Genomic DNA, 23,041 nt, shown 5'->3' on the forward strand with positions numbered 1-23,041 from the left:
AGGATAGTTAGGGAGGTGAACCCATGAGATTAGATAAGTATTTGAAGGTGTCGCGGATTATCAAGCGGCGGACAGTTGCCAAGGAAGTCGCAGACAAGGGACGAATCAAGGTCAATGGCATCTTGGCAAAATCGTCAACGGACTTGAAAATAAATGACGAGGTGGAAATCCGCTTTGGGAACAAGCTCTTGACCGTGCGTGTTCTGGAGATGCTGGACAGTACCAAGAAAGAAGACGCGAGCAAGATGTACGACATCATCAGCGAAACGAGGATAGAGGATCATGAAGACGTCTAAAGTTGTCCAAATCAATAATGAGTTTATCCAAGACGAGCAACTAAAGAGGCGTTATCAGGCTGAGGAGACGAAAAAACACCACCGTTTCTTAGGTGTTACCATGGTGCTGATTGTCCTGCTCTTTATCCTGCCAACCTACAATATGGTGGCCAGTTACGTCAAACTCAATGAAAAAAAAGCTGAAATTGAGACGCTCAAGCAGACTTATAAAGACGTCCAAACTGAGACGGCCAAGCAAAAAGAGTTGGCACGGCGGCTACAAAATGAAGAATATGTTGAAAAATACGCTCGCGCCAAATACTATTATTCACTAGAAGGTGAGACGGTCTATCTCTTGCCTGATTTATTACCAAAATAATGGACGATTTAATTAAAACAATTGAAAAATTTCTGGCTTACTCAGATGACAAGCTGGAAGAATTAGCTGAGAAGAACCAAGCACTGAGAGAACAGACTGACACATAGGAAGGAGGAGCTGTGAAAAAACTGTTAGCACTGATGGTTCTGCCTGTTTTTTTGGCACCTCTGACCATCATTAGCACAGAGCACGAGCTCGTTTTGACCGAGGCTGAAAAAAAGAGTTTTCTAGCACGGACATCAGATTTTTCGACGATTCCAAAGAATCCTCGCCTCTTTCAAGAGACACGGGCTTATCTGGATAAAAACCTAACCGAGTTTGGTCAGCTGGTATCTGCTGATGAGTCTCTTGTCATTAAGGAGTTAATCATCAACGACAACCTCTTGCCGGTTTTCAAGCTAGCCGATGGTCACTTTATCGAAGCCAGTCAGTTGGTGGTGTTTGATGATGTGGAGTTGAGTAGAGAACAGGTGTCACAGACCGTTTGGCTGAGAGCAGGGGCAACAGTCTATGATAAGCCCTACGTCATCGGGGCTAAGGAAGTCAAAACAGACTTGGTAGCCCGTCAGCAGCTACTCGTCACAGAACAAGCCACCACCCATGATGGGGTCTATTACCTGATTGCTGGTAAGGGTTGGGTATCGAGCGAAGAGCTGTACACTGATCCTATTGACGTTGTTCAAGCTCTGCTATTGGACAAGTACCAAAAAAACAACTTGTCTATTTACATTCAGCGTTTAGATGATGGTGCAGAAGCAGGCGTCAATGCTGAACAAGGGATGTATGGTGCCAGCATCACCAAACTAGCGACGATTTATGAGACCCAAAGACAGCTCAATGACGGTGCGATTAAGCTGTCAGATACCTTTAAGTACATACCAGAGGTCAATCGGTCTAGAGGATTTTATGACCCTGAAGGGGCTGGGAATATTAGCAAGATACCAGACGGCAAGGACTATACCGTTGAGCACTTGTTAAAGGCTGTGACCAAGCAATCAGATAATGTGGCAAGTAACATGCTAGGTTACTATGTTGCAGATCAGCTGAACAGGGCTTTTCAAACGGATATTTGGTTGTTGCTTGGTGATGAATGGGATATGGTGAAGCGGGAGTTATCAGCTAAGATAGCTGGACAGATGATGGCAGAGCTTTATCACCAGGGTGGAGAGGCGCTGACTTATATGACAGAGACAGCTTTTGATGATAGCCGTATCTCAAAAGACATCGCAGTCCCTGTTGCCCATAAAACAGGTGATGCCGATGAATTCCGTCATGATGTTGCCGTCGTCTATGCAGAGCGTCCCTTTGTTTTATCTATTCTGACCGCCCATAGTTCCTATGATGAGATCACTGCCATTGCTAATGACGTTTACAATCTATTGAAATAAATGAAGAAAAAACTATTAAAGCACTTCTTGGCTAAGGGCTATTTTACTCATCATCAACAGGTATTGGTTGCTGTTTCGGGAGGATTGGACTCCATGACCTTGCTCAATCTTCTTTATGATTGGCGTGAGGAGCTGGGGATTGAGCTGGGAATTGCTCATGTCAACCATCAGCAACGGCCTGAGTCAACTGACGAAGAAAACCATCTGCGTAGCTTGGCGGAGCGGTTGCAGTTGCCTATTTTTGTCGCTCATTTTTCAGGAGCTTTTTCAGAAGAAAAAGCACGTGATTTTCGGTATGCTTTTTTTTCTCATATCATGGCAGAGCAGGGCTATACTGCTTTGGTGACGGGGCATCATCGTGATGATCAGGTTGAAACGATTTTGATGAGGCTGTTGAGGGGGAGCCGCCTGCGGCATTTATCCGGGATAAAAGAGGTTCAATCCTTCGGGTACGGGCAACTGATTCGTCCCTTGCTTTCTTTTTCTAAGTCAGATTTTCCAGACAGCGAACACTTTGAAGACCAGTCTAATCAAGAGTCTACTTATACCCGAAATCGTGTTCGTTTGGAGTATTTACCTTATTTGCGGCAGGAAAGTCCAAAACTTGACCAGCACTTGTTGGATCTAGGTCGAGAGAGTTTATTACTTTTGACAGCCCTGTCTGATTTATCCCAGGGTTTGTCTGCGACAGAGGTGTCGGTGTTCAGGCAGCAAACACCAGCCGTTCAGTATTTTCTGCTGCAAGATTACCTATCGTCTTTTGCTGATTTAGCCTTGAGTAAGGCTCAGTACCAACAAGTCTTGACTGTTTTAAGAACAAAAGCTAATTACCGTGCCCCATTAAAGAATGGCTACTGGCTGATAAAGGATTACAGCCATTGGCGAATCGAAAAAATCAATCCTGAGACGGATTTGCCTCAGCCACCCATCGTGTTAAACTATGGAGAAGAAGTGGTTTTCAATGATTTTTTGATTGCTTTTTCTGAAAATCAAGAGTCCACTTACTTGTTGCCAGATTCATCGGCCTTGCTCATACGGTCGCCTTTGGCTGGGGATAAGATTCAGCTCGGCCATTTTCACAAAAAACTATCGCGACTGTTTATCGATGATAAGCTACCGCTAAATGACCGCCATAAGGCTCTCGTGATAGAACAACACGGACAGATTGAAATCGTTGTGACCAGTGATAAAACTTATTTGAGAAAAGACCCGAAACGTGATATAATGAGGTTCAGTGTAACGATTGTAAGACAAGGAGACAAAGATGTTAGAGCAGGATATTAAAACAGTTCTTTATACCAATGAGCAGATTGTTGCGGAAGCCAAGCGCTTAGGGAAGCAACTGACCGAAGACTATGCCGGCAAAACGCCACTTCTGGTCGGTGTTCTAAAAGGTGCCATTCCTTTTATGGCTGAGTTAATTAAGCATATCGATACCCATGTTGAGTTAGATTTTATGGTGGTATCAAGCTATCATGGTGGCGTGTCTAGCAGTGGTGAAGTCAAAATTATCAAGGACGTTGATACTAATATCGAAGGGCGTGATGTGATTTTCGTCGAGGATATCATTGATACTGGTCGTACGCTGAGGTATCTGCGTGATATGTTTGAGTATAGGAAAGCTGCTTCTATCAAGATTGTGACTTTGATCGACAAGCCAGAAGCTAGGGTCATTGATATCCAAGCTGACTATGTTGGTTGCCGAGTACCCAATGAGTTTCTTGTCGGTTTTGGGCTTGACTATGAGGAAAAGTACCGTAACCTACCTTACATCGGTATCTTGAAAGAAGATGTTTATAACAAGTAATAGAAAGTGTTTAGATGAATAATAAAAAACCAAATGGCTTTGTCAGAAATCCATTTCTTTACATCATCACGATTGTAACCTTGATTTTTGGATTTCAGTATTTCTTTTTAGGAAATGGAACAACAAGCCAGAAGATAGACTACTCAACCTTGATTAAAACGATTGAGGAAGATAAAGTTAAAGACATTACCTATCAGCCTGCCGGTAGTGTGATTAAGGTCACCGGAACCTATAAGGAACCGCAAAAGGTCAAAGAAACAAGCGAACTTTCCTTTTTTGGAAGTCCAACTATTACGGTTGAAAAGTTTTCTGCTACCCTGTTGACCAGCGAGACTTCCTTGCAAACCATACAGGAAGCGACCAAGGGTAAAGAAACTAGCTTAAAGGTTATTCCTGAAAGCTCTACGGGAACATGGGTCTCTGTTTTGATGAGTTTCTTGCCACTTGTCCTCATGATGTTTTTCTTAACGACCATGATGGGTGGCGGTGCAGGAGGCGGTGGCCGCAATCCGATGAGCTTCGGTCGTAACAAAATCAAACCAGCTAACAAAGGCGATGTCAAAATCCGCTTCTCTGATGTTGCGGGTGCAGAAGAAGAAAAGCAAGAGCTGGTTGAAGTTGTTGATTTCCTTAAAAACCCTAAGAAATACAAGGATTTAGGTGCTCGGATTCCAGCAGGTATTCTCCTTGAGGGTCCCCCAGGAACAGGTAAAACCTTGCTTGCCAAAGCGGTGGCTGGTGAAGCGGGTGTTCCGTTCTTCTCAATCTCAGGGTCTGACTTTGTTGAGATGTTTGTCGGTGTTGGTGCTAGCCGTGTGCGTTCACTCTTTGAAGACGCTAAAAAGGCAGAGCGTGCCATTATTTTCATCGATGAAATTGACGCGGTCGGTCGCCGACGCGGCGCAGGCATGGGGGGTGGTAATGACGAACGTGAACAAACCCTCAACCAGCTCTTGATTGAGATGGATGGTTTCGAAGGGAACGAAAGCATCATCGTCATTGCGGCGACCAACCGTTCAGATGTGCTGGATCCGGCTCTTTTGCGTCCGGGACGCTTTGACCGCAAAGTTTTGGTTGGACGACCAGATGTCAAAGGTCGCGAAGCTATTCTGCGTGTCCATGCTAAGAACAAGCCTCTGGCAGATGATGTTGATTTGAAAGTTGTTGCCCAACATACCCCAGGTTTTGTTGGTGCTGACCTAGAAAACGTCCTTAATGAAGCTGCCCTAGTTGCCGCACGTCGCAACAAGACCAAAATTGATGCCAGTGATATTGATGAAGCAGAAGATCGTGTCATCTCTGGTCCGTCTAAAAAAGATAGGCAGCGCTCTAAACATCAAAATGAGGTGGTTGCTTATCACGAGGCTGGTCATACCGTTGTCGGTCTAGTCTTGTCCAATGCTCGCGATGTTCACAAGGTTACCATTGTTCCTCGTGGCCGTGCAGGTGGGTATATGCTCGCTCTTCCTAAAGAAGATGAGATGGTTCATTCTAAGGACGAAATGAAGGAGCAGTTGGCAGGTCTCATGGGTGGTCGTGTAGCAGAGCAACTCAAGTTTAACATCCAAACAGCAGGTGCTTCAAACGACCTTGAACAAGCGACTGGTCTGGCGCGCGCGATGGTCACTGAGTATGGGATGAGCGACAAACTTGGACCTGTTCAGTATCAGGGTAATCATGCTATCCTCCCAGGACAAGGGGTACCAGATAAGTCTTACTCTGATGAGACAGCACTTCTCATTGATGCTGAAGTCCGTCACCTTCTAACAGAAGCTATGGACAAGGCGACAGAGGTTATCACCGCTAACTTAGACAAGTTGGAAATCATTGCTCAGGCTTTGATTAAACACGAAACTTTAGATGCAGCCCAAATCAAATCGCTTTATGAAACAGGCAGCATGCCTAAGGATATGGACGAACAAGTTGAGGCGCCACATGCTTTATCCTATGATGAGATCAAAGAGCGTATGGCAAATGACGAGTCATAAGTCATAACAGTTTAAACAGGACGGTTTTGTCCTGTTTTTTCTTTTTAACAGTCGCTATAATTAAACCATCAACATCAAAAGGAGAAAGCCATGCATTACACTTATTCTACTATTTCTACTTTAGAACTCCATTATTCAAAGGTTCAAGCGATTGTCCAACATATGCGAGCCTTATATGCTAAGAACTTGTGGCTGATTAGCGACTGGGACACAGAAGGGCAGTATGTTCTTACAGAGCTACTGAATAATTTTCCAGAGCTTAGTTACGATACTGTCCGATTGCAACTCGCCTTTAGAACGCACTTTGTGAAGCACCTTAGTACCATCTTGTTTTATCAGGATTAGTTGGGAGAAGATCAAACAATGACTTGCTGACTTAGTCAGTGAGTCTTTTTTAATTAGAAGCAGGTTGTTTTATATTTTTTGTAAAAAAACAAGTCGAAACTCTTGCAATCTCCTAGCATATCTGGTAGAATACTAGGAGTGCTGTAAAAAACAGCCTTAGCCTTGAGCCAAGAGGTTGCGACACGCTCGGTTGCATTGCCACGCAACTCGTGTTGGTTTTCTTGGGGAGCTAGCCTATATCTTATATAGACGAAAAGGAGACAAAGATGGCAAACAAAAAAATCCGCATCCGCTTGAAAGCGTACGAACACCGTACTCTTGACACAGCAGCTGCAAAAATCGTAGAATCAGCTACTCGCACTGGTGCGACAGTTGCTGGTCCAGTACCACTTCCGACTGAGCGTAGCCTCTACACGATTATTCGTGCGACTCACAAGTACAAAGACTCTCGTGAGCAGTTCGAAATGCGTACCCACAAACGCTTGATTGACATCATCAACCCAACTCAAAAAACAGTTGACGCTTTGATGAAACTTGATCTGCCAAGTGGTGTAAATGTCGAAATCAAACTTTAATTTGATGAGACGGAGCACGAAAAACGCTCCTAAAAAACTTTTTTGAGCATGAAAAACGCTCATTAAAAACTTTTTAATAAAATCTGAAAAGGAAACATGTTCTCATGACAAAAGGAATCTTAGGGAAAAAAGTGGGAATGACTCAAATCTTCACTGAAACTGGTGAATTTATCCCTGTTACTGTCATCGAAGCAGCACCAAACGTGGTGCTTCAAGTGAAAACTCTTGAGACAGACGGTTACGAAGCTGTCCAAGTTGGTTTTGATGACAAACGCGAAGTATTGAGCAACAAACCTGCCAAAGGTCACGCTGCAAAAGCAAACACGACTCCTAAGCGCTTCATTCGTGAATTCAAAAACATTGAAGGCTTGGAAGTTGGTCAAGAAATCACCGTTGAGCAATTTGCTGCCGGAGATGTTGTAGATGTTACTGGTACATCTAAAGGTAAAGGTTTCCAAGGCGTCATCAAACGCCACGGTCAATCTCGTGGTCCAATGGCTCACGGTTCTCGTTACCACCGTCGTCCAGGATCAATGGGTCCTGTAGCGCCTAACCGTGTCTTCAAAGGTAAAAACCTTGCAGGCCGTATGGGTGGCAACCGTGTGACGATTCAAAACCTTGAAATCGTACAAGTTATTCCAGAGAAAAACGTTCTTTTGATTAAAGGTAACGTTCCAGGTGCTAAGAAATCTCTTATCATCGTTAAATCAGCAGTCAAAGCTGCTAAATAATAAGGAAAGGGGAAATCAGTTAACATGGCAAATGTAAAATTATTCGACCAAACTGGTAAAGAGTTGAGCTCCATCGAGCTTAACCCAGCGGTGTTCGGCATCGAGCCAAATGAATCAGTTGTCTTTGATGTGATTATCAGCCAACGTGCTAGCCTTCGCCAAGGTACACACGCGGTTAAAAACCGTGCAGCCGTATCAGGCGGTGGTCGCAAACCATGGCGCCAAAAAGGAACTGGACGTGCCCGTCAAGGTTCAATCCGCTCACCACAATGGCGTGGCGGTGGTGTGGTTTTCGGACCAACTCCACGTTCATACGGCTATAAATTGCCGCAAAAAATGCGTCGCCTTGCTTTGAAATCAGTTTACTCAGCTAAAGTGGCTGAAGAGAAATTTGTAGCTGTAGATAGCCTTTCATTCGCAGCTCCAAAAACTGCTGAATTTGCAAACGTGCTTGCAGCTCTTGCTATCGATTCAAAAGTGCTTGTTATCCTTGAAGAAGGTAACAAATTCGCTGAATTGTCAGCTCGTAACATCCCAGGTGTTAAAGTGGCAACAGCTAAAACAGCAAGCGTGCTTGACATCGTTAACGCAGACAAACTTCTTGTTACTAAAGAAGCAATCTCTACCATCGAGGAGGTTCTTGCCTAATGAATTTGTATGACGTTATCAAAAAGCCAGTGATTACTGAGAAGTCTATGGTTGCTCTTGAAGCAGGTAAATACACCTTTGAAGTTGACACTCGCGCTCACAAATTGTTGATCAAACAAGCGATTGAAGCTGCTTTTGACGGTGTTAAAGTAGCAACTATCAACACAGTTAACGTGAAACCAAAAGCGAAACGCGTTGGTCGTTACGCAGGGTTCACTAGCAAAACGAAAAAAGCAATTGTGACGTTGACAGCTGACTCAAAAGCGATCGAGTTGTTCGCTGCTGAAGCGGAATAATCTAAGGAGGAAATCACGTGGGTATTAAAATTTATAAACCAACGACAAATGGCCGTCGTAACATGACTTCTTTGGATTTCGCTGACATCACAACAAACAAACCAGAGAAAAGCTTGCTTGTTTCACTGAAGAAAACAGCAGGCCGTAACAACGCTGGCCGCATCACAGTTCGCCACCACGGTGGAGGACACAAGCGCCACTACCGTTTGATTGACTTCAAACGTAACAAAGACAATGTTGAAGCAATTGTTAAGACCATCGAGTATGATCCAAACCGTTCTGCAAACATCGCTTTGGTTCATTACACAGACGGGATTAAAGCTTACATCATTGCGCCAAAAGGCTTGGAAGTAGGTCAACGCATCGTTTCTGGTCCCGAAGCGGACATTAAAACAGGTAACGCGTTGCCGCTTGCTAACATCCCAGTTGGTACAGTGATTCACAACATTGAGTTGAAGCCAGGTCGCGGTGGTGAATTAGTTCGTGCCGCTGGTACTTCTGCGCAAGTATTGGGTCACGAAGGTAAGTACACCCTTGTTCGCTTGCAATCAGGCGAAGTGCGCATGATCTTGTCAACTTGCCGTGCGACTATTGGTACAGTTGGTAACGGTGAACATTCACTCGTTAACATCGGTAAAGCAGGTCGTAACCGTTGGAAAGGCATCCGCCCAACTGTTCGTGGTTCTGTTATGAACCCTAACGATCACCCACACGGTGGTGGTGAAGGTAAAGCACCGGTTGGTCGAAAAGCGCCATCTACCCCTTGGGGTAAACCAGCTCTTGGTCTTAAAACTCGTAACAAAAAAGCACGTTCTAACAAGTTGATTGTTCGTCGTCGCAACGAAAAATAAGCTAAGAGTTAATTCCGTTATCTAGCTGTGGGTTGAGCTTGAAAAGACTGATTGGTTATCCAAAAAGCAACAAGAACAACTCAACCTCAGGACTTCCGCCAGCTCGGTAGGGTTTCTACTGGACTTGAAGTTCCAAGATTATCGTTTGATTGAAATGCCAGTTTGGCGCAGTAGTTGATTGCAGTTTCTAGTAGCTTCGCTACGTCGAAATTTCCAATCAACTGCGCATCGTCTGGACATTGAACATGGTCTTGTGACTCTGCCCAGTTCCCAGGCCGCTGTGGTACATATTTTAAAGGAGAACATTACAAAATGGGACGCAGTCTTAAAAAAGGACCTTTCGTCGATGAGCATTTGATGAAAAAAGTTGAAGCTCAAGCTAACGACGAGAAGAAAAAAGTTATCAAAACTTGGTCACGTCGTTCAACGATTTTCCCAAGCTTTATCGGCTACACAATCGCTGTATATGATGGTCGTAAACACGTGCCTGTATACATCCAAGAGGACATGGTAGGTCACAAACTTGGTGAATTTGCACCAACTCGTACCTACAAAGGTCACGCGGCAGACGACAAGAAAACACGTCGTAAATAATAGGAGGAGGAGACAATGGCAGAAATTACTTCAGCTAAAGCAATGGCTCGTACAGTCCGTGTTTCACCTCGTAAAACACGTCTTGTTCTTGATCTTATCCGTGGCAAACATGTTGCGGATGCCATCGCTATCTTGACATTCACACCAAACAAAGCAGCTGGTATCATCCTGAAAGTCTTGAACTCAGCTATCGCTAACGCTGAGAACAACTTCGGTTTAGAGAAAGCTAACTTGGTGATTTCTGAAACATTTGCAAACGAAGGACCAACAATGAAACGTTTCCGTCCACGTGCCAAAGGTTCAGCTTCACCAATCAACAAACGCACAACCCATATCACAGTGGTTGTGTCAGAAAAATAAGGAGGTAAGAACGTGGGTCAAAAAGTACATCCAATTGGTATGCGTGTTGGTATCATCCGTGACTGGGATGCCAAATGGTACGCTGATAAAGAATACGCAGATTACCTCCACGAGGATCTTGCAATCCGTAAATTCATCAACAAAGAGCTTGCTGAAGCATCAATTTCAACAATCGAAATTCAGCGTGCAGTGAACAAAGTTATCGTGTCTATCCACACTGCTAAACCAGGTATGGTTATCGGTAAGTCTGGTAGCAACGTTGACGCTCTGCGTGCTGAATTGAACAAATTGACTGGCAAACAAGTTCACATCAACATCATTGAGATCAAACAACCTGATCTTGATGCTCACTTGGTTGGTCTTAACATTGCTAAGCAACTTGAGCAACGTGTGGCTTTCCGTCGTGCTCAAAAACAAGCTATCCAACGGACGATGCGTGCCGGTGCAAAAGGAATTAAAACTCAGGTTTCAGGTCGTTTGAACGGTGCTGATATTGCCCGTAGCGAAGGTTACTCTGAAGGAACTGTTCCGCTTCACACCCTTCGTGCAGACATCGATTATGCTTGGGAAGAAGCTGACACCACTTACGGAAAACTAGGCGTTAAAGTTTGGATTTACCGTGGTGAAGTCTTGCCAGCTCGCAAAAACACTAAGGGAGGTAAATAACACATGTTAGTACCTAAACGTGTCAAACACCGTCGTGAGTTCCGCGGAAAAATGCGCGGCGAAGCTAAAGGCGGTAAACAAGTTGACTTTGGTGAATTTGGTCTTCAAGCAACAACTAGCTCATGGATCACTAACCGCCAAATCGAAGCTGCTCGTATTGCGATGACCCGTTACATGAAACGTGGTGGTAAGGTTTGGATCAAAATCTTCCCTCACAAATCATACACTGAAAAAGCAATCGGTGTGCGGATGGGTTCTGGTAAAGGTGCACCTGCAGGTTGGGTAGCGCCCGTGAAACGTGGCAAAGTGATGTTTGAAGTCGCAGGCGTTTCTGAAGAAATCGCTCGCGAAGCTTTCCGTCTTGCTGGTCACAAATTACCAGTTAAAGTGAAATTTATCAAGCGCGACGCAGAATAAGGAGAAGGCAATGAAACTTAAAGAAATTCAAGAATTTGTCAAAGAGCTTCGTGGTCTTTCTCAAGAAGAGCTTGCTAAAAAAGAAAACGAACTCAAAAAAGAATTATTTGACCTTCGTTTCCAAGCAGCAGCTGGTCAATTAGAGAAAACAGCTCGTTTGAAAGAAGTCAAAAAACAAATTGCCCGTATCAAAACGGTGCAATCTGAGTTGAACTAATAAATTGGGAAGGAGTATGTCAATGGAACGCAATAACCGTAAAGTTCTTGTTGGACGTGTCGTGTCTGACAAAATGGATAAAACCATCACTGTTGTAGTTGAAACCAAACGTAACCACCCAGTTTATGGTAAACGTATCAACTATTCTAAAAAATACAAAGCCCATGACGAAAACAATGTTGCTAAAGAAGGCGACATCGTTCGTATCATGGAAACTCGTCCCTTGTCAGCTACAAAACGCTTCCGCCTTGTAGAAGTTGTTGAAGAAGCTGTCATTATCTAAGCCTGAAAGGAGAACATTGGAATGATTCAACAGGAATCTCGTCTGAGAGTTGCAGACAACAGCGGCGCTCGCGAAATCTTGACTATCAAAGTTCTTGGTGGTTCAGGTCGTAAATTCGCTAACATCGGTGACGTTATCGTTGCTTCAGTAAAACAAGCTACTCCTGGTGGCGCTGTTAAAAAAGGTGACGTTGTCAAAGCTGTTATCGTACGTACAAAAACGGGTGCCCGTCGTCTAGATGGTTCATACATCAAGTTTGACGACAATGCTGCCGTTATCATCCGTGAGGACAAAAACCCTCGTGGTACTCGTATCTTCGGACCAGTTGCACGTGAATTGCGTGAAGGTGGCTTCATGAAGATTGTGTCATTGGCACCAGAAGTACTTTAATTTCAAACAAACGTAGTCCCCTGCGCTAGTCGCAGGGTGCCCGTTAGGGCGTAAGAAAATATAGGAGAAAAACATGTTTGTAAAAAAAGACGACAAAGTTCGCGTAATCGCTGGTAAAGACAAAGGCAAAGAAGCCGTTGTTCTTCGCGCACTTCCAAAAGTTAACAAGGTTATCGTTGAAGGCGTAGCCCTTGTTAAAAAACACCAAAAACCAAACAACGACCTCCCTCAAGGTGGCGTTGTTGAAAAAGAAGCAGCTATCCATGTTTCAAACGTTCAAGTCTTGGACAAAAACGGCGTAGCTGGTCGTGTTGGTTACAAGGTTGTTGACGGCAAAAAAGTTCGTTACAACAAGAAATCAGGCGAGCTGCTTGACTAATCACGAAGGAAAGGAGAAGTAACATGGCAAATCGTTTAAAAGAAAAATACCTTAAAGAAGTTGTTCCTGCTTTGACAGAACAATTTAGCTACCCATCTATCATGGCAGTGCCAAAGATTGAGAAAATCGTTCTTAACATGGGTGTGGGTGATGCGACTTCTAACGCTAAAAACCTTGAGAAAGCTGCTGCTGAGTTGGCACTTATCTCAGGTCAAAAGCCACTGATCACCAAAGCTAAAAAATCAATCGCCGGCTTCCGTCTTCGTGAGGGCGTAGCTATCGGTGCAAAAGTTACCCTTCGTGGTGAACGCATGTACGAATTTTTGGACAAGTTGGTAACTGTTTCACTTCCGCGTGTTCGTGACTTCCACGGTGTTCCAACCAAATCATTTGACGGACGTGGTAACTACACACTTGGTGTCAAAGAGCAGTTAATCTTCCCAGAAATTAGCTTTGACGATGTTGATAAAGTTCGTGGTATGGACATCGTTATCGTTACAACAGCAAACACTGACGAAGAAGGACGTGCATTGCTAAAAGGCCTTGGTATGCCTTTCGCTAAATAATATAGGAGGTAAAAATAATGGCAAAGAAATCTATGGTTGCTCGTGAAGCAAAACGTCAAAAGATTGTTGATCGCTATGCTGAAAAACGTGCTGCGTTGAAAGCTGCTGGTGATTATGAAGGTTTAGCTAAATTACCTCGTAATGCATCTCCAACTCGTCTTCACAATCGTTGCCGTGAGACAGGTCGTCCGCATGCTTATATGGGCAAATTTGGCTTGAGCCGTATCGCATTCCGTGAATTGGCACATAAAGGTCAGATTCCAGGTGTCACTAAAGCGTCTTGGTAATCACATGATGTGAGAGCGTTAAACAACCACAAAAAAATCGGTTGTTGCTTGAGTTAAATACAGCACTAGCTGCATTTAACCCCCTGCCCAATCGGGCATCATTAACTAGCAAGTGCGTCTTGCAAACTACTAGTAAGAGGAGAAAAATAAAATGGTTATGACTGACCCTATTGCAGACTTTTTAACTCGCATTCGTAATGCCAACATGGCTAAGCACGATGTGCTTGAAGTGCCTGCATCAAACATCAAAAAAGGGATTGCTGAAATCCTGAAACGCGAAGGTTTTGTGAAAAACATCGAAATCATCGAAGACGATAAGCAAGGCATCATCCGTGTCTTCTTGAAGTACGGTGCTAACGGTGAGCGCGTTATCACAAACTTGAAACGTATCTCAAAACCAGGTCTGCGCGTTTACTCAAAACGTGACGACATTCCACGTGTCCTTAATGGACTCGGTATCGTTATCATCTCTACCTCAGAAGGTCTCTTGACAGATAAAGAAGCTCGTCAAAAGAACGTTGGTGGAGAAGTGATTGCCTACGTTTGGTAAAATCAAGATACAAAGAGCATAAAGCTACCAAAGCAAAAATAGGAAACTTGACGCAGAAACCTTGGTTTCTAGGAGAGTTTATCACTTTTGCACAGGTAGTGGCTTGTGTTCAGTTTAGCTGATTAACAGGTCAGCTAAATAGAGAGGAAATTGGTTTTGAAGAAAAGTATGACAGCGACTGAATTGAATGAAAAATTGGTTGTTGCAGAAGACGCCTTGGCTGAATTATCAAAAGATGATCTCGTGTCTCTTTTAGGTGAAATTGGCTATAGTCCTGCTGCTATTGATGTATTGACAGAATATCAGGAGTTTGTCAAAGCTTTTAGAGAGAAGCTAGGTTTACTCTAATCCACCCCCGTGAAAACTAGTCGCGTTGAGCGGCTTGATAATCTAACAGGAGAATAAAAGAATATGTCACGTATTGGTAAAAAAATCATTACTTTGCCTGCTGGTGTAGAAATCTCACAAAATGCTGGCTTAGTAACTGTTAAAGGACCTAAAGGTGAATTGACTCGTGAGTTCGACACAAATATCGACATTCGTGTTGAAGGTAACGAAGTGAGTCTGCACCGTCCAAACGATTCAAAAGAAATGAAAACTATCCACGGTACTAGCCGTGCCAACCTTAACAACATGGTTGTTGGTGTATCTGAAGGTTTCAAAAAAGACCTTGAACTCAAAGGGGTTGGTTACCGTGCACAACTGCAAGGAACTAAATTGGTTCTTTCACTTGGTAAATCTCACCAAGACGAAGTTGAAGCACCAGCTGGTATTACCTTCACTGTTACGAACCCTACCTCAATCTCTGTTGAAGGAATTAACAAAGAAGTTGTTGGTCAAACAGCAGCTTATGTGCGTAGCTTGCGTGCGCCAGAACCTTACAAAGGTAAAGGTATCCGCTACGTTGGTGAATACGTTCGTCTTAAAGAAGGTAAAACTGGTAAATAATAGCCTAATCGAGTGGTCAGTCTTCTTGACTAAATCGCTCGGCTATGTCTATTAAACATGCCCTAGGGCACAAAAAATGTAAGAGGTGAAAATTGTGATTTCTAAACCAGATAAAAATAAAATCCGCCAAAAACGCCACCGTCGCGTTCGCGGAAAACTCTCTGGAACTGCAGAACGCCCACGTTTGAACGTTTTCCGTTCTAATACAGGCATCTACGCTCAAGTAATTGATGACGTAGCGGGTGTAACGCTCGCAAGTGCATCAACTCTTGACAAAGCTGTTTCTAAGGGAACAAAAACAGAACAAGCCATTGTTGTTGGTAAACTCGTTGCTGAACGTGCAGTTGCTAAAGGTATTTCTGAAGTGGTCTTCGACCGTGGTGGATACCTTTACCACGGACGTGTGAAGGCTTTGGCTGATTCAGCCCGTGAAAACGGATTGAAATTCTAATAGGAGGATACTTAATAATGGCATTTGAAAAAAACGTAGCCGAACTTGAAGAGCGTTTGGTTGCTGTCAACCGTGTCTCTAAAACTGTAAAAGGTGGACGTCGTCTTCGCTTTGCAGCTCTCGTGGTTGTCGGTGATCGTAACGGTCGTGTTGGTTTTGGTACTGGTAAAGCTCAAGAAGTTCCAGAAGCAATCCGTAAGGCTGTTGAAGACGCTAAGAAAAACCTTATTGATGTACCAATGGTTGGAACAACAATTCCTCACGAAGTTTACTCTGATTTTGGAGGCGCTCGTGTCTTGTTGAAACCAGCTGCTGAAGGTTCTGGAGTTGCTGCAGGTGGAGCTGTACGTGCCGTTGTCGAATTGGCAGGTATTGCGGACATCACGTCTAAATCACTTGGTTCAAACACTCCAATCAACATCGTTCGTGCGACTGTTGAAGGTTTGAAACAATTGAAGCGTGCTGAAGAAGTAGCTGCTCTTCGTGGCATCTCAGTGTCTGACTTAGCATAAGAAAGGAGATTATCATGGCTCAACTTAAAATTACCTTGACCAAGTCTCCAATCGGACGCAAGCCTGAGCAACGTAAAACAGCTGTTGCTCTTGGACTTGGCAAATTACATAGCACCGTTATCAAAGAAGATAACCCTGCTATCCGTGGCATGATTACTGCAATCTCTCACTTGTTGACAGTAGAAGAAATCTAATCAGTGAGAAGCCTGAGGGCGATGCCCTTTGTGAGGCGACCAATTTTCGATAAAAAATAGTCGCCTCGATGCATATAGGACTCAGTCGCCAGGATTTCTGGCGACTTCAAGTCCGTTTTATTGGCGAGTTTCTGGTCTGCGTATCCTTCACAGATGAGAAGCGCTAGCATTTTAAAAAAGGAGAAAAATAAATGAAACTTCATGAATTGAAACCTGCAGAAGGTTCTCGTAAAACTCGCAACCGCGTTGGTCGTGGTACTTCATCAGGTAACGGTAAAACTTCTGGCCGTGGTCAAAAAGGTCAAAAAGCTCGTAGCGGTGGTGGCGTTCGCCCAGGCTTCGAGGGTGGTCAGACTCCATTGTTCTACCGTTTGCCAAAACGTGGTTTCACCAATATCAATGCGAAAGAGTATGCCTTGGTAAACCTTGATGCACTTAACGTTTTTGAAGATGGCACAGAAGTAACCCCAGTTGTCTTGATTGATCGTGGTATCGTTAAGGCTGAGAAATCAGGTATTAAGATTCTCGGCAATGGCGAGTTGACCAAAAAACTCACTGTGAAAGCAGCGAAATTCTCAAAATCTGCTGAAGCAGCAATCATTGCTAAAGGTGGTTCAGTAGAAGTTATCTAAGCGAGGTACTTCTTATGTTTTTCAAATTACTCTTTGAAGCCCTGAAGCTAAAGAATGTTCGCAAGAAAATTGCTTTCACACTCTTTATCATCTTTGTGTTTCGCGTGGGAACTCATATCACTGTACCAGGCGTCAATGTTAAGAGTTTGGAGCAATTAGCAGATCTTCCGTTTCTAAACATGTTGAACTTGGTGTCTGGTAATGCATTGACGAATTTCTCTATCTTTTCGATGGGGGTTAGTCCCTACATTACGGCTTCCATTGTTGTCCAGCTTTTACAGATGGACATCGTTCCCAAGTTTGTGGAATGGGGTAAACAAGGTGAGGTCGGTCGTCGTAAGCTGAATCAAGCAACTCGCTACATTTCGCTCTTTGTGGCCTTTGCTCAATCGATTGGTATTACTGCTGGTTTTAATGCTCTTTCAAGTGTAGCCTTGATTGACAAGCCCGTCTGGCAAACCTATGTGATGATTGGTAGTTTACTGACTGCTGGAAGTGTTGTGGTGACTTGGCTAGGTGAGCAAATCACAGATAAAGGTTTTGGTAATGGGGTATCCATGATTATCTTTTCAGGGATTATCTCATCTATTCCTAACACCTTTAGGACGATCCATGAGGATTATTTTGTCAACATTAAATCAGATGAGCTTCAAACCTCACTCATTTATGTTAGTGCCTTTGCATTAGCGACTTTGTTGATTGTTTTCTTTACAACTTTCGTGCAACAGGCCGAGTACAAGATTCCTATCCAGCACACCAAGTTAACAAAAGGGGCATCAAGTAGCTCTTATTTGCCGCTTAAGGTAAACCCTGCTGGTGTCATCCCGGTTATCTTTGCTAGTTCAATTACGACCCTACCAACAACTATCCTGCCTTTCTTTCAAAGAGGGAACCAGATTGTGCCTTGGATGGACAAGCTACGTGAAGCCTTGTCTTATCAGTCGCCAACTGGTATGGCACTCTACGCTGTCTTGATTGTCGTCTTTTCATTCTTCTACACCTTTGTGCAGGTGAACCCTGAAAAGACGGCTGAAAATCTGCAAAAGAGTGCATCTTATATCATTGGCGTACGTCCAGGTCGTGAGACAGAACAGTACATGTCTAGTTTGTTGAAAAAACTAGCAACTATTGGTGCGATTTTCCTTGCTTTTGTAGCACTCAGTCCAATTTTGGCACAACAGATTTTCGGTCTGTCATCCAATATTGCCTTAGGGGGAACGAGTTTGCTGATCTTGATTTCAACAGGAATTGAAGGGATGAAGCAGTTGGAAGGCTATCTCCTCAAACGGCGCTACGTTGGTTTTATGAACGCAGCTGAATAAGAGGTATTTCAAAATAGAATATCGTGCAAGAAATGAAAGATTGTTTAGGGTTAGACTGGACAGTCACAATGTGAAACTTGCATAGAAGCGGGACGACAATAGCGCTGCTAGAAGCAGTTGCTTCTTGTCCCGCTCTCTATTTTGTTTTCAGATGAGTTTGTCAATAAAGGCAGATTCATCTGAAAACAAAATAATAAAGGAGACAAGATGAACCTTTTAATCATGGGTCTGCCTGGTGCAGGAAAAGGCACTCAAGCAGCTAAAATTGTTGACACGTTTGGTCTTAAGCATGTGTCTACAGGAGATATGTTCCGTGCGGCTATGGCAAACAAAACGGAACTGGGTCTGTTAGCTAAAAGCTACATTGACAAAGGCGACCTCGTTCCAGACGAAGTAACTAACGGTATTGTCAAAGAGCGTTTGGCAGAAGGGGACATCAAGGAACATGGCGTTCTCTTGGACGGCTACCCTCGGACACTTGATCAGGCAAAAGCGCTTGATCAAGCCATGGCAGAGCTTGGTTTAAGCTTGGATGGGGTCGTTAACATTGATGTTGCCCCAGAGAGCTTAGTTGAGAGACTCAGCGGGCGCATTATCCATAAAGAAACGGGCGCCACATTCCACAAACTATTCAACCCACCAGCTGGGGACTACAACGAGGACGATTACTACCAGCGCGAAGATGACAAGCCAGAAACGGTCAAACGTCGCTTAGATGTTAATATCGCTCAAGGAGAGCCGATTTTAGCACATTATCGTGCAAAAAATCTTGTTCATGATATTGATGGCAATCAAGACATCGATGATGTGTTTGCGTCGATCGTAAAAGTCCTAGAAACTTAAAATAAGCAGAAGATATGGCTTGCAAATCGCTATAAACAGTGATATAATTGATAAGTCTGACTTATATTATTTACCCTTTTGAGAAAAGGGACATCAAATCGACATTTAAGGAGGTACTTTTGCGTGGCAAAAGAAGATGTGATTGAAATCGAAGGTAAGGTTGTTGAAACCATGCCTAATGCGATGTTTACTGTTGAATTAGAGAATGGGCATAAAATTCTGGCGACAGTATCAGGAAAAATCCGCAAGAACTACATTCGTATTCTTGTCGGTGACCGTGTGACTGTGGAACTTAGCCCCTACGATTTAACACGTGGACGGATCACATACCGCTTTAAATAATCGAAATAATTGGAGGGATTAAAACATGAAGGTAAGACCATCGGTTAAACCAATTTGCGAATACTGTAAAGTTATTCGTCGTAATGGTCGTGTTATGGTGATTTGTCCAACAAACCCTAAACACAAACAACGTCAAGGCTAAAATAGTTATAGAAAGGAGAAAACATGGCTCGTATTGCTGGAGTTGATATTCCAAATGACAAACGCGTAGTGATTTCATTGACTTATGTCTACGGTATCGGTGTGCCAACGGCTAAGAAAATCTTAGCTGCTGCAGGTATCTCTGAAGACATCCGAGTGAAAGATTTGACCCCTGATCAAGAAGACGCTATCCGTCGTGAAGTAGACGCAATCAAAGTAGAGGGTGACCTCCGTCGTGAAGTTAACCTCAACATCAAACGCTTGATGGAAATCGGTTCATACCGTGGTATCCGTCACCGCCGTGGACTTCCAGTCCGTGGTCAAAATACCAAGAACAATGCGCGTACTCGTAAGGGTAAAGCAGTTGCTATTCCTGGTAAGAAAAAATAAAATAGGAGGTAAATAAATTGGCTAAACCAACACGTAAACGCCGTGTGAAAAAGAATATCGAATCAGGTATTGCTCACATTCACGCGACATTTAACAACACTATTGTTATGATTACTGATGTACACGGCAACGCTATCGCTTGGTCCTCAGCTGGTGCCCTTGGTTTCAAAGGTTCTCGTAAGTCAACACCGTTCGCGGCTCAAATGGCTTCTGAAGCTGCTGCAAAAGCTGCACAAGAACATGGACTTCGCACGGTTGAAGTAACAGTAAAAGGTCCTGGTTCAGGTCGTGAATCTGCTATTCGTGCTCTTGCTGCTGCTGGCTTAGAAGTAACAGCAATCCGCGATGTGACTCCTGTACCGCATAACGGTGCTCGTCCTCCGAAACGTCGTCGTGTGTAAGTCATAATCGCTTTTTATACACAATTCGTTTCGAGGGAGTAACTAAATGATTGAGTTTGCAAAACCAATAATAACAAAAATTGATGAAAACCAAAATTCCGGTAAATTTGTGATTGAACCACTTGAACGTGGCTACGGCACAACTCTCGGAAACTCTCTTCGTCGTGTACTTTTGTCCTCCCTTCCAGGTGCGGCAGTGACATCAATTAAGATTGATGGAGTACTCCACGAATTTGATACTGTTCCAGGTGTTCGTGAAGATGTGATGCAGATCATCCTCAACTTGAAAGGTCTTGCCATTAAATCTCATGTTGATGAGGAAAAAACGATGGAACTCGATATTGTTGGTCCCGCTGAAGTTACAGCAGGAGATATCTTGACAGATAGCGATATCGAAATCATTAACACCACTCATTACCTCTTTACTATTGCAGAGGGTGCTAGCTTTAAAGCGGTTCTTAAAGTTAATACTAATCGTGGCTATGTACCAGCTGAGAATAATAAAAAAGGTGACGCACCAGTTGGAACCTTGGCTATTGATGCCATTTATACACCCGTTAAGAAAGTCAATTACCAAGTTGAGCCTGCCCGTGTTGGTAGCAACGATGGATTTGATAAGTTAACGATTGATATTGAAACGAATGGAACGATTATTCCAGAAGATGCTTTAGGTCTATCTGCAAATGTTTTGATTAACCACCTCAACCTCTTTACTGACTTGACGGACATTGCTAACAACATGGATGTTCTCAAAGAAACAGAGGTGGTGTCAGACGAAAAAGTACTTGACCGAACCATCGAAGAATTAGACTTGTCTGTTCGTTCATATAACTGCCTCAAGCGCGCGGGAATTAACACCGTCTATGACTTGACAGAAAAATCAGAGACTGAAATGATGAAAGTACGTAACTTGGGACGTAAGAGCCTTGAAGAAGTTAAAGTAAAATTGCATGATTTAGGTCTGGGATTAAAAAACGATAAATAATTTAAGGAGGAAAACATGGCTTACCGTAAATTAGGACGCACTAGCTCACAACGTAAGGCAATGCTTCGCGACTTGACAACTGATCTTTTGATCAATGAATCAATCGTGACAACTGAAGCTCGTGCTAAAGAAATCCGTAAAACCGTTGAAAAAATGATTACCCTTGGTAAACGTGGTGACTTGCATGCTCGTCGTCAAGCAGCAGCTTTTGTTCGCAACGAAATCGCATCTGAAAACTACGATGAAGCAACTGACAAATACGTTGCAACAACTGCTTTGCAGAAATTGTTCTCAGAAATTGCACCACGCTATGCTGAGCGCAACGGTGGTTACACTCGTATCTTGAAAACTGAGCCACGTCGTGGTGACGCAGCTCCGATGGCAATCGTCGAATTAGTTTAATTCATCAATTTTGTTGAGTGTTATGATGATGGAAAGCTTGCTTTCTTAGTCTAGCTCTGGTCTGCCGCTGGGTCTGTCCCAGCGGTAACACTCATCATCATTGATTAGTTACGCTTGTTTACGAGAGACTTCTAATTAATTTAGAAATCTCTCGTAAGCAGGCGTTTTTGTATTGTATGTTATAATGGTATTAAGGGTTGTAGTCAGGATAGTTTATCAATAACATCTAAGTTTACCCTGCTGTATTTCGTAAGTTGAACAATGGATGAGGTAAGTGAATGGACAAGTTAAAAAAGGCATTGAGAGATATTTATTTATCGCCTCTAAAGGAGACAAGAGACCTGTATATCGGTGTTGAACTGGAGTTTCCCATTGTCCATCGATTATCTCAGAAAACTGACATAGAGGTCAGTAAAGCCCTCATGATTTTCTTGGCGGAGCACTTTCATCTGGTGATTGAACAACATGATGCAGACGGTGCTCCTGTACAATTATATCACCCAGGCACAAAAGACCGAATCCTTTTTGAAGTCTCTTACAACATCCTCGAATTTGCCTTCGGGAAATCTAAAACAATCCAAGAAATAGATGACCGTTTTCAACATTATCTGAAAGCCGTCCAGTTGTTTTTAGGACAACATGACCATGAACTCCAAGGTGTCGGGATTCATCCAGCCTGGGATAAAAATGACAATTCTGCAGTGAAGTTACCTCGCTACCAGATGTTGATGGCTTATTTAGCCTTAGCTAACGAAGACGCGACTGATTGGTACCACCCTTTTACTGATTACGGAGCCTTTATTTGTAGTAACCAAGTCCAACTAGATGTGACTTCAAGCAATTACCTGCGTGTTCTCAATGCTTTCAATAAAATAGAGGCTGCTAAAGCCTATCTCTTTTCTAATTCTGTTTTTAATGGTGCTGACTGGGATACGACGATTGCTCGTGATATTTTTTGGGAACACTCGTTCCACGGTTGTATTGCTGAAAATGTTGGCCTTTTCCCGCATGATTTTCATAGTGATGATGAATTATTGGATTATCTGACAAAAACATCTTTATTCACTGTTAATAGGGATGGAAAAGTTTATTATTTCCCACCAATATCGTTAGAAAACTACATTGATTCAAAGGAAATAAAGGCTTATTCTGTCGGTCACACGAGCTCAAAAAGTTATTTACAGCCGTGTCTATCTAACCTTGAAACTCACCGTGCTTACCATTACAACACTTTAACGAGGCGTGCGACGATTGAGAGCCGTAGCGTTTGTACACAGCCACTAGATAGTACCTTTGCGCCCATAGCTTTTCAGCTTGGTCTATTGGTAGCAATAGCAGAGCTTGAAGATTATTTAGAACAAGCGGACTTCTTTCAGCATTATGGTAAAGACTACCCAGCCCTCCGTCGCCAATTTTCCCAAAAAACATTATCAGCTGAAGAAAAAAATAAAATTCGCAAATTCAGTCTTGATTTACTCAATATCGC

At 43.3% G+C, this 23,041-nt stretch carries 39 protein-coding genes; all 39 read left to right on the forward strand.

Going from position 1 to position 23,041, the window contains the following annotated elements; translation table 11 throughout:
- The first annotated feature begins 23 nt into the window (after positions 1 to 23).
- Positions 24 to 296, forward strand: a complete 273-nt coding sequence (locus tag ACERC8_RS03475) for an RNA-binding S4 domain-containing protein (protein WP_373658514.1) — start codon at positions 24 to 26, stop codon at positions 294 to 296.
- Positions 283 to 654 (forward strand): septum formation initiator family protein, encoded by a 372-nt coding sequence (locus tag ACERC8_RS03480; protein WP_373658515.1) that lies wholly within the window; start codon positions 283 to 285, stop codon positions 652 to 654. Before ACERC8_RS03475 ends, ACERC8_RS03480 begins: the two co-directional genes overlap by 14 nt.
- Positions 654 to 761 (forward strand): SP_0009 family protein, encoded by a 108-nt coding sequence (locus ACERC8_RS03485; RefSeq protein WP_373658516.1) that lies wholly within the window; start codon positions 654 to 656, stop codon positions 759 to 761. Before ACERC8_RS03480 ends, ACERC8_RS03485 begins: the two co-directional genes overlap by 1 nt.
- A gap of 12 nt (positions 762 to 773) precedes the next feature.
- On the forward strand, positions 774 to 2,042 hold the full coding sequence (locus ACERC8_RS03490; RefSeq protein ID WP_373658518.1) for a serine hydrolase: 1,269 nt from the start codon (positions 774 to 776) through the stop codon (positions 2,040 to 2,042).
- Positions 2,043 to 3,326, forward strand: coding sequence for a tRNA lysidine(34) synthetase TilS (tilS, locus tag ACERC8_RS03495; protein WP_373658519.1), 1,284 nt, complete (start codon positions 2,043 to 2,045; stop codon positions 3,324 to 3,326).
- Positions 3,307 to 3,849 carry a hypoxanthine phosphoribosyltransferase gene (gene hpt / locus ACERC8_RS03500; RefSeq protein WP_018368190.1) on the forward strand — a complete coding sequence of 181 codons (543 nt, stop codon included), beginning with the start codon at positions 3,307 to 3,309 and terminating at the stop codon, positions 3,847 to 3,849. Before tilS ends, hpt begins: the two co-directional genes overlap by 20 nt.
- Positions 3,850 to 3,863: 14 nt before the next feature.
- Positions 3,864 to 5,837 carry an ATP-dependent zinc metalloprotease FtsH gene (ftsH, locus tag ACERC8_RS03505; protein WP_373658520.1) on the forward strand — a complete coding sequence of 658 codons (1,974 nt, stop codon included), beginning with the start codon at positions 3,864 to 3,866 and terminating at the stop codon, positions 5,835 to 5,837.
- A 90-nt stretch (positions 5,838 to 5,927) separates the two neighbouring features.
- The gene (locus ACERC8_RS03510) at positions 5,928 to 6,182 is read left to right on the forward strand and encodes a hypothetical protein (RefSeq protein WP_018368192.1); all 255 of its coding nucleotides are present in this window, start codon (positions 5,928 to 5,930) and stop codon (positions 6,180 to 6,182) included.
- 266 nt (positions 6,183 to 6,448) lie between these two features.
- Positions 6,449 to 6,757: a 30S ribosomal protein S10 gene (rpsJ, locus tag ACERC8_RS03515; protein WP_018368193.1), complete on the forward strand. Its 309-nt coding sequence runs from the start codon at positions 6,449 to 6,451 to the stop codon at positions 6,755 to 6,757.
- A gap of 104 nt (positions 6,758 to 6,861) precedes the next feature.
- Positions 6,862 to 7,488, forward strand: coding sequence for a 50S ribosomal protein L3 (gene rplC, locus ACERC8_RS03520; RefSeq protein WP_373658521.1), 627 nt, complete (start codon positions 6,862 to 6,864; stop codon positions 7,486 to 7,488).
- Positions 7,489 to 7,512: 24 nt separating this feature from the next.
- Positions 7,513 to 8,136 carry a 50S ribosomal protein L4 gene (gene rplD / locus ACERC8_RS03525; RefSeq protein WP_018368195.1) on the forward strand — a complete coding sequence of 208 codons (624 nt, stop codon included), beginning with the start codon at positions 7,513 to 7,515 and terminating at the stop codon, positions 8,134 to 8,136.
- Complete coding sequence (locus ACERC8_RS03530) at positions 8,136 to 8,432, forward strand: 50S ribosomal protein L23 (protein ID WP_018368196.1); 297 nt, start codon at positions 8,136 to 8,138, stop codon at positions 8,430 to 8,432. Before rplD ends, ACERC8_RS03530 begins: the two co-directional genes overlap by 1 nt.
- Positions 8,433 to 8,449: 17 nt before the next feature.
- Entirely contained in the window at positions 8,450 to 9,283 is an 834-nt protein-coding gene (gene rplB / locus ACERC8_RS03535) for a 50S ribosomal protein L2 (RefSeq protein ID WP_373658522.1), read from the forward strand.
- 312 nt (positions 9,284 to 9,595) lie between these two features.
- On the forward strand, positions 9,596 to 9,877 hold the full coding sequence (rpsS, locus tag ACERC8_RS03540) for a 30S ribosomal protein S19 (protein ID WP_000533766.1): 282 nt from the start codon (positions 9,596 to 9,598) through the stop codon (positions 9,875 to 9,877).
- Positions 9,878 to 9,892: 15 nt separating this feature from the next.
- Entirely contained in the window at positions 9,893 to 10,237 is a 345-nt protein-coding gene (rplV, locus tag ACERC8_RS03545; protein WP_018368198.1) for a 50S ribosomal protein L22, read from the forward strand.
- A gap of 12 nt (positions 10,238 to 10,249) precedes the next feature.
- Positions 10,250 to 10,903 carry a 30S ribosomal protein S3 gene (gene rpsC, locus ACERC8_RS03550; RefSeq protein WP_373658524.1) on the forward strand — a complete coding sequence of 218 codons (654 nt, stop codon included), beginning with the start codon at positions 10,250 to 10,252 and terminating at the stop codon, positions 10,901 to 10,903.
- A gap of 3 nt (positions 10,904 to 10,906) precedes the next feature.
- Positions 10,907 to 11,320 (forward strand): 50S ribosomal protein L16, encoded by a 414-nt coding sequence (rplP, locus tag ACERC8_RS03555; protein WP_018368200.1) that lies wholly within the window; start codon positions 10,907 to 10,909, stop codon positions 11,318 to 11,320.
- Positions 11,321 to 11,330: 10 nt separating this feature from the next.
- A complete protein-coding gene (rpmC, locus tag ACERC8_RS03560; protein ID WP_018368201.1) occupies positions 11,331 to 11,537 on the forward strand; it encodes a 50S ribosomal protein L29 in 207 nt (68 codons plus the stop codon).
- 22 nt (positions 11,538 to 11,559) lie between these two features.
- Complete coding sequence (rpsQ, locus tag ACERC8_RS03565; protein WP_000440801.1) at positions 11,560 to 11,820, forward strand: 30S ribosomal protein S17; 261 nt, start codon at positions 11,560 to 11,562, stop codon at positions 11,818 to 11,820.
- A gap of 21 nt (positions 11,821 to 11,841) precedes the next feature.
- Positions 11,842 to 12,210 (forward strand): 50S ribosomal protein L14, encoded by a 369-nt coding sequence (rplN, locus tag ACERC8_RS03570; RefSeq protein ID WP_373658525.1) that lies wholly within the window; start codon positions 11,842 to 11,844, stop codon positions 12,208 to 12,210.
- A 73-nt stretch (positions 12,211 to 12,283) separates the two neighbouring features.
- Complete coding sequence (gene rplX / locus ACERC8_RS03575) at positions 12,284 to 12,589, forward strand: 50S ribosomal protein L24 (RefSeq protein WP_373658526.1); 306 nt, start codon at positions 12,284 to 12,286, stop codon at positions 12,587 to 12,589.
- Between the two features lie 23 nt (positions 12,590 to 12,612).
- Positions 12,613 to 13,155, forward strand: a complete 543-nt coding sequence (gene rplE, locus ACERC8_RS03580; RefSeq protein WP_018368204.1) for a 50S ribosomal protein L5 — start codon at positions 12,613 to 12,615, stop codon at positions 13,153 to 13,155.
- Between the two features lie 17 nt (positions 13,156 to 13,172).
- Positions 13,173 to 13,442: a 30S ribosomal protein S14 gene (gene rpsN, locus ACERC8_RS03585; RefSeq protein ID WP_018368205.1), complete on the forward strand. Its 270-nt coding sequence runs from the start codon at positions 13,173 to 13,175 to the stop codon at positions 13,440 to 13,442.
- A 151-nt stretch (positions 13,443 to 13,593) separates the two neighbouring features.
- Complete coding sequence (gene rpsH, locus ACERC8_RS03590; protein ID WP_373658527.1) at positions 13,594 to 13,992, forward strand: 30S ribosomal protein S8; 399 nt, start codon at positions 13,594 to 13,596, stop codon at positions 13,990 to 13,992.
- A gap of 156 nt (positions 13,993 to 14,148) precedes the next feature.
- Complete coding sequence (locus tag ACERC8_RS03595; protein ID WP_373658529.1) at positions 14,149 to 14,340, forward strand: hypothetical protein; 192 nt, start codon at positions 14,149 to 14,151, stop codon at positions 14,338 to 14,340.
- A 63-nt stretch (positions 14,341 to 14,403) separates the two neighbouring features.
- Positions 14,404 to 14,940, forward strand: coding sequence for a 50S ribosomal protein L6 (gene rplF, locus ACERC8_RS03600; RefSeq protein WP_373658530.1), 537 nt, complete (start codon positions 14,404 to 14,406; stop codon positions 14,938 to 14,940).
- A gap of 94 nt (positions 14,941 to 15,034) precedes the next feature.
- Positions 15,035 to 15,391 carry a 50S ribosomal protein L18 gene (rplR, locus tag ACERC8_RS03605; RefSeq protein WP_373658531.1) on the forward strand — a complete coding sequence of 119 codons (357 nt, stop codon included), beginning with the start codon at positions 15,035 to 15,037 and terminating at the stop codon, positions 15,389 to 15,391.
- Positions 15,392 to 15,408: 17 nt separating this feature from the next.
- Complete coding sequence (rpsE, locus tag ACERC8_RS03610; protein ID WP_018368210.1) at positions 15,409 to 15,903, forward strand: 30S ribosomal protein S5; 495 nt, start codon at positions 15,409 to 15,411, stop codon at positions 15,901 to 15,903.
- A 14-nt stretch (positions 15,904 to 15,917) separates the two neighbouring features.
- Positions 15,918 to 16,097 carry a 50S ribosomal protein L30 gene (gene rpmD, locus ACERC8_RS03615; RefSeq protein WP_018368211.1) on the forward strand — a complete coding sequence of 60 codons (180 nt, stop codon included), beginning with the start codon at positions 15,918 to 15,920 and terminating at the stop codon, positions 16,095 to 16,097.
- Between the two features lie 191 nt (positions 16,098 to 16,288).
- On the forward strand, positions 16,289 to 16,729 hold the full coding sequence (gene rplO, locus ACERC8_RS03620; protein ID WP_373658532.1) for a 50S ribosomal protein L15: 441 nt from the start codon (positions 16,289 to 16,291) through the stop codon (positions 16,727 to 16,729).
- Between the two features lie 14 nt (positions 16,730 to 16,743).
- Positions 16,744 to 18,051 carry a preprotein translocase subunit SecY gene (secY, locus tag ACERC8_RS03625; RefSeq protein ID WP_373658533.1) on the forward strand — a complete coding sequence of 436 codons (1,308 nt, stop codon included), beginning with the start codon at positions 16,744 to 16,746 and terminating at the stop codon, positions 18,049 to 18,051.
- A gap of 207 nt (positions 18,052 to 18,258) precedes the next feature.
- Positions 18,259 to 18,894 carry an adenylate kinase gene (locus tag ACERC8_RS03630; RefSeq protein ID WP_373658534.1) on the forward strand — a complete coding sequence of 212 codons (636 nt, stop codon included), beginning with the start codon at positions 18,259 to 18,261 and terminating at the stop codon, positions 18,892 to 18,894.
- A 123-nt stretch (positions 18,895 to 19,017) separates the two neighbouring features.
- On the forward strand, positions 19,018 to 19,236 hold the full coding sequence (infA, locus tag ACERC8_RS03635; RefSeq protein WP_018368215.1) for a translation initiation factor IF-1: 219 nt from the start codon (positions 19,018 to 19,020) through the stop codon (positions 19,234 to 19,236).
- Between the two features lie 25 nt (positions 19,237 to 19,261).
- Positions 19,262 to 19,378, forward strand: coding sequence for a 50S ribosomal protein L36 (gene rpmJ / locus ACERC8_RS03640; RefSeq protein WP_000868345.1), 117 nt, complete (start codon positions 19,262 to 19,264; stop codon positions 19,376 to 19,378).
- A gap of 23 nt (positions 19,379 to 19,401) precedes the next feature.
- Complete coding sequence (gene rpsM, locus ACERC8_RS03645; protein WP_018368216.1) at positions 19,402 to 19,767, forward strand: 30S ribosomal protein S13; 366 nt, start codon at positions 19,402 to 19,404, stop codon at positions 19,765 to 19,767.
- A gap of 17 nt (positions 19,768 to 19,784) precedes the next feature.
- Entirely contained in the window at positions 19,785 to 20,168 is a 384-nt protein-coding gene (rpsK, locus tag ACERC8_RS03650; RefSeq protein ID WP_018368217.1) for a 30S ribosomal protein S11, read from the forward strand.
- A 46-nt stretch (positions 20,169 to 20,214) separates the two neighbouring features.
- Positions 20,215 to 21,153, forward strand: coding sequence for a DNA-directed RNA polymerase subunit alpha (locus ACERC8_RS03655; protein ID WP_373658539.1), 939 nt, complete (start codon positions 20,215 to 20,217; stop codon positions 21,151 to 21,153).
- Between the two features lie 15 nt (positions 21,154 to 21,168).
- Positions 21,169 to 21,555, forward strand: a complete 387-nt coding sequence (rplQ, locus tag ACERC8_RS03660) for a 50S ribosomal protein L17 (RefSeq protein WP_373658540.1) — start codon at positions 21,169 to 21,171, stop codon at positions 21,553 to 21,555.
- A 278-nt stretch (positions 21,556 to 21,833) separates the two neighbouring features.
- Positions 21,834 to 23,041: gamma-glutamylcysteine synthetase (locus tag ACERC8_RS03665; RefSeq protein ID WP_373658541.1), on the forward strand; the 1,208-nt coding region annotated here is incomplete at its 3' end.

The sequence above is a fragment of the Streptococcus sp. E29BA genome (genome assembly GCF_041807805.1).
Taxonomy (GTDB): domain Bacteria; phylum Bacillota; class Bacilli; order Lactobacillales; family Streptococcaceae; genus Streptococcus; species Streptococcus entericus.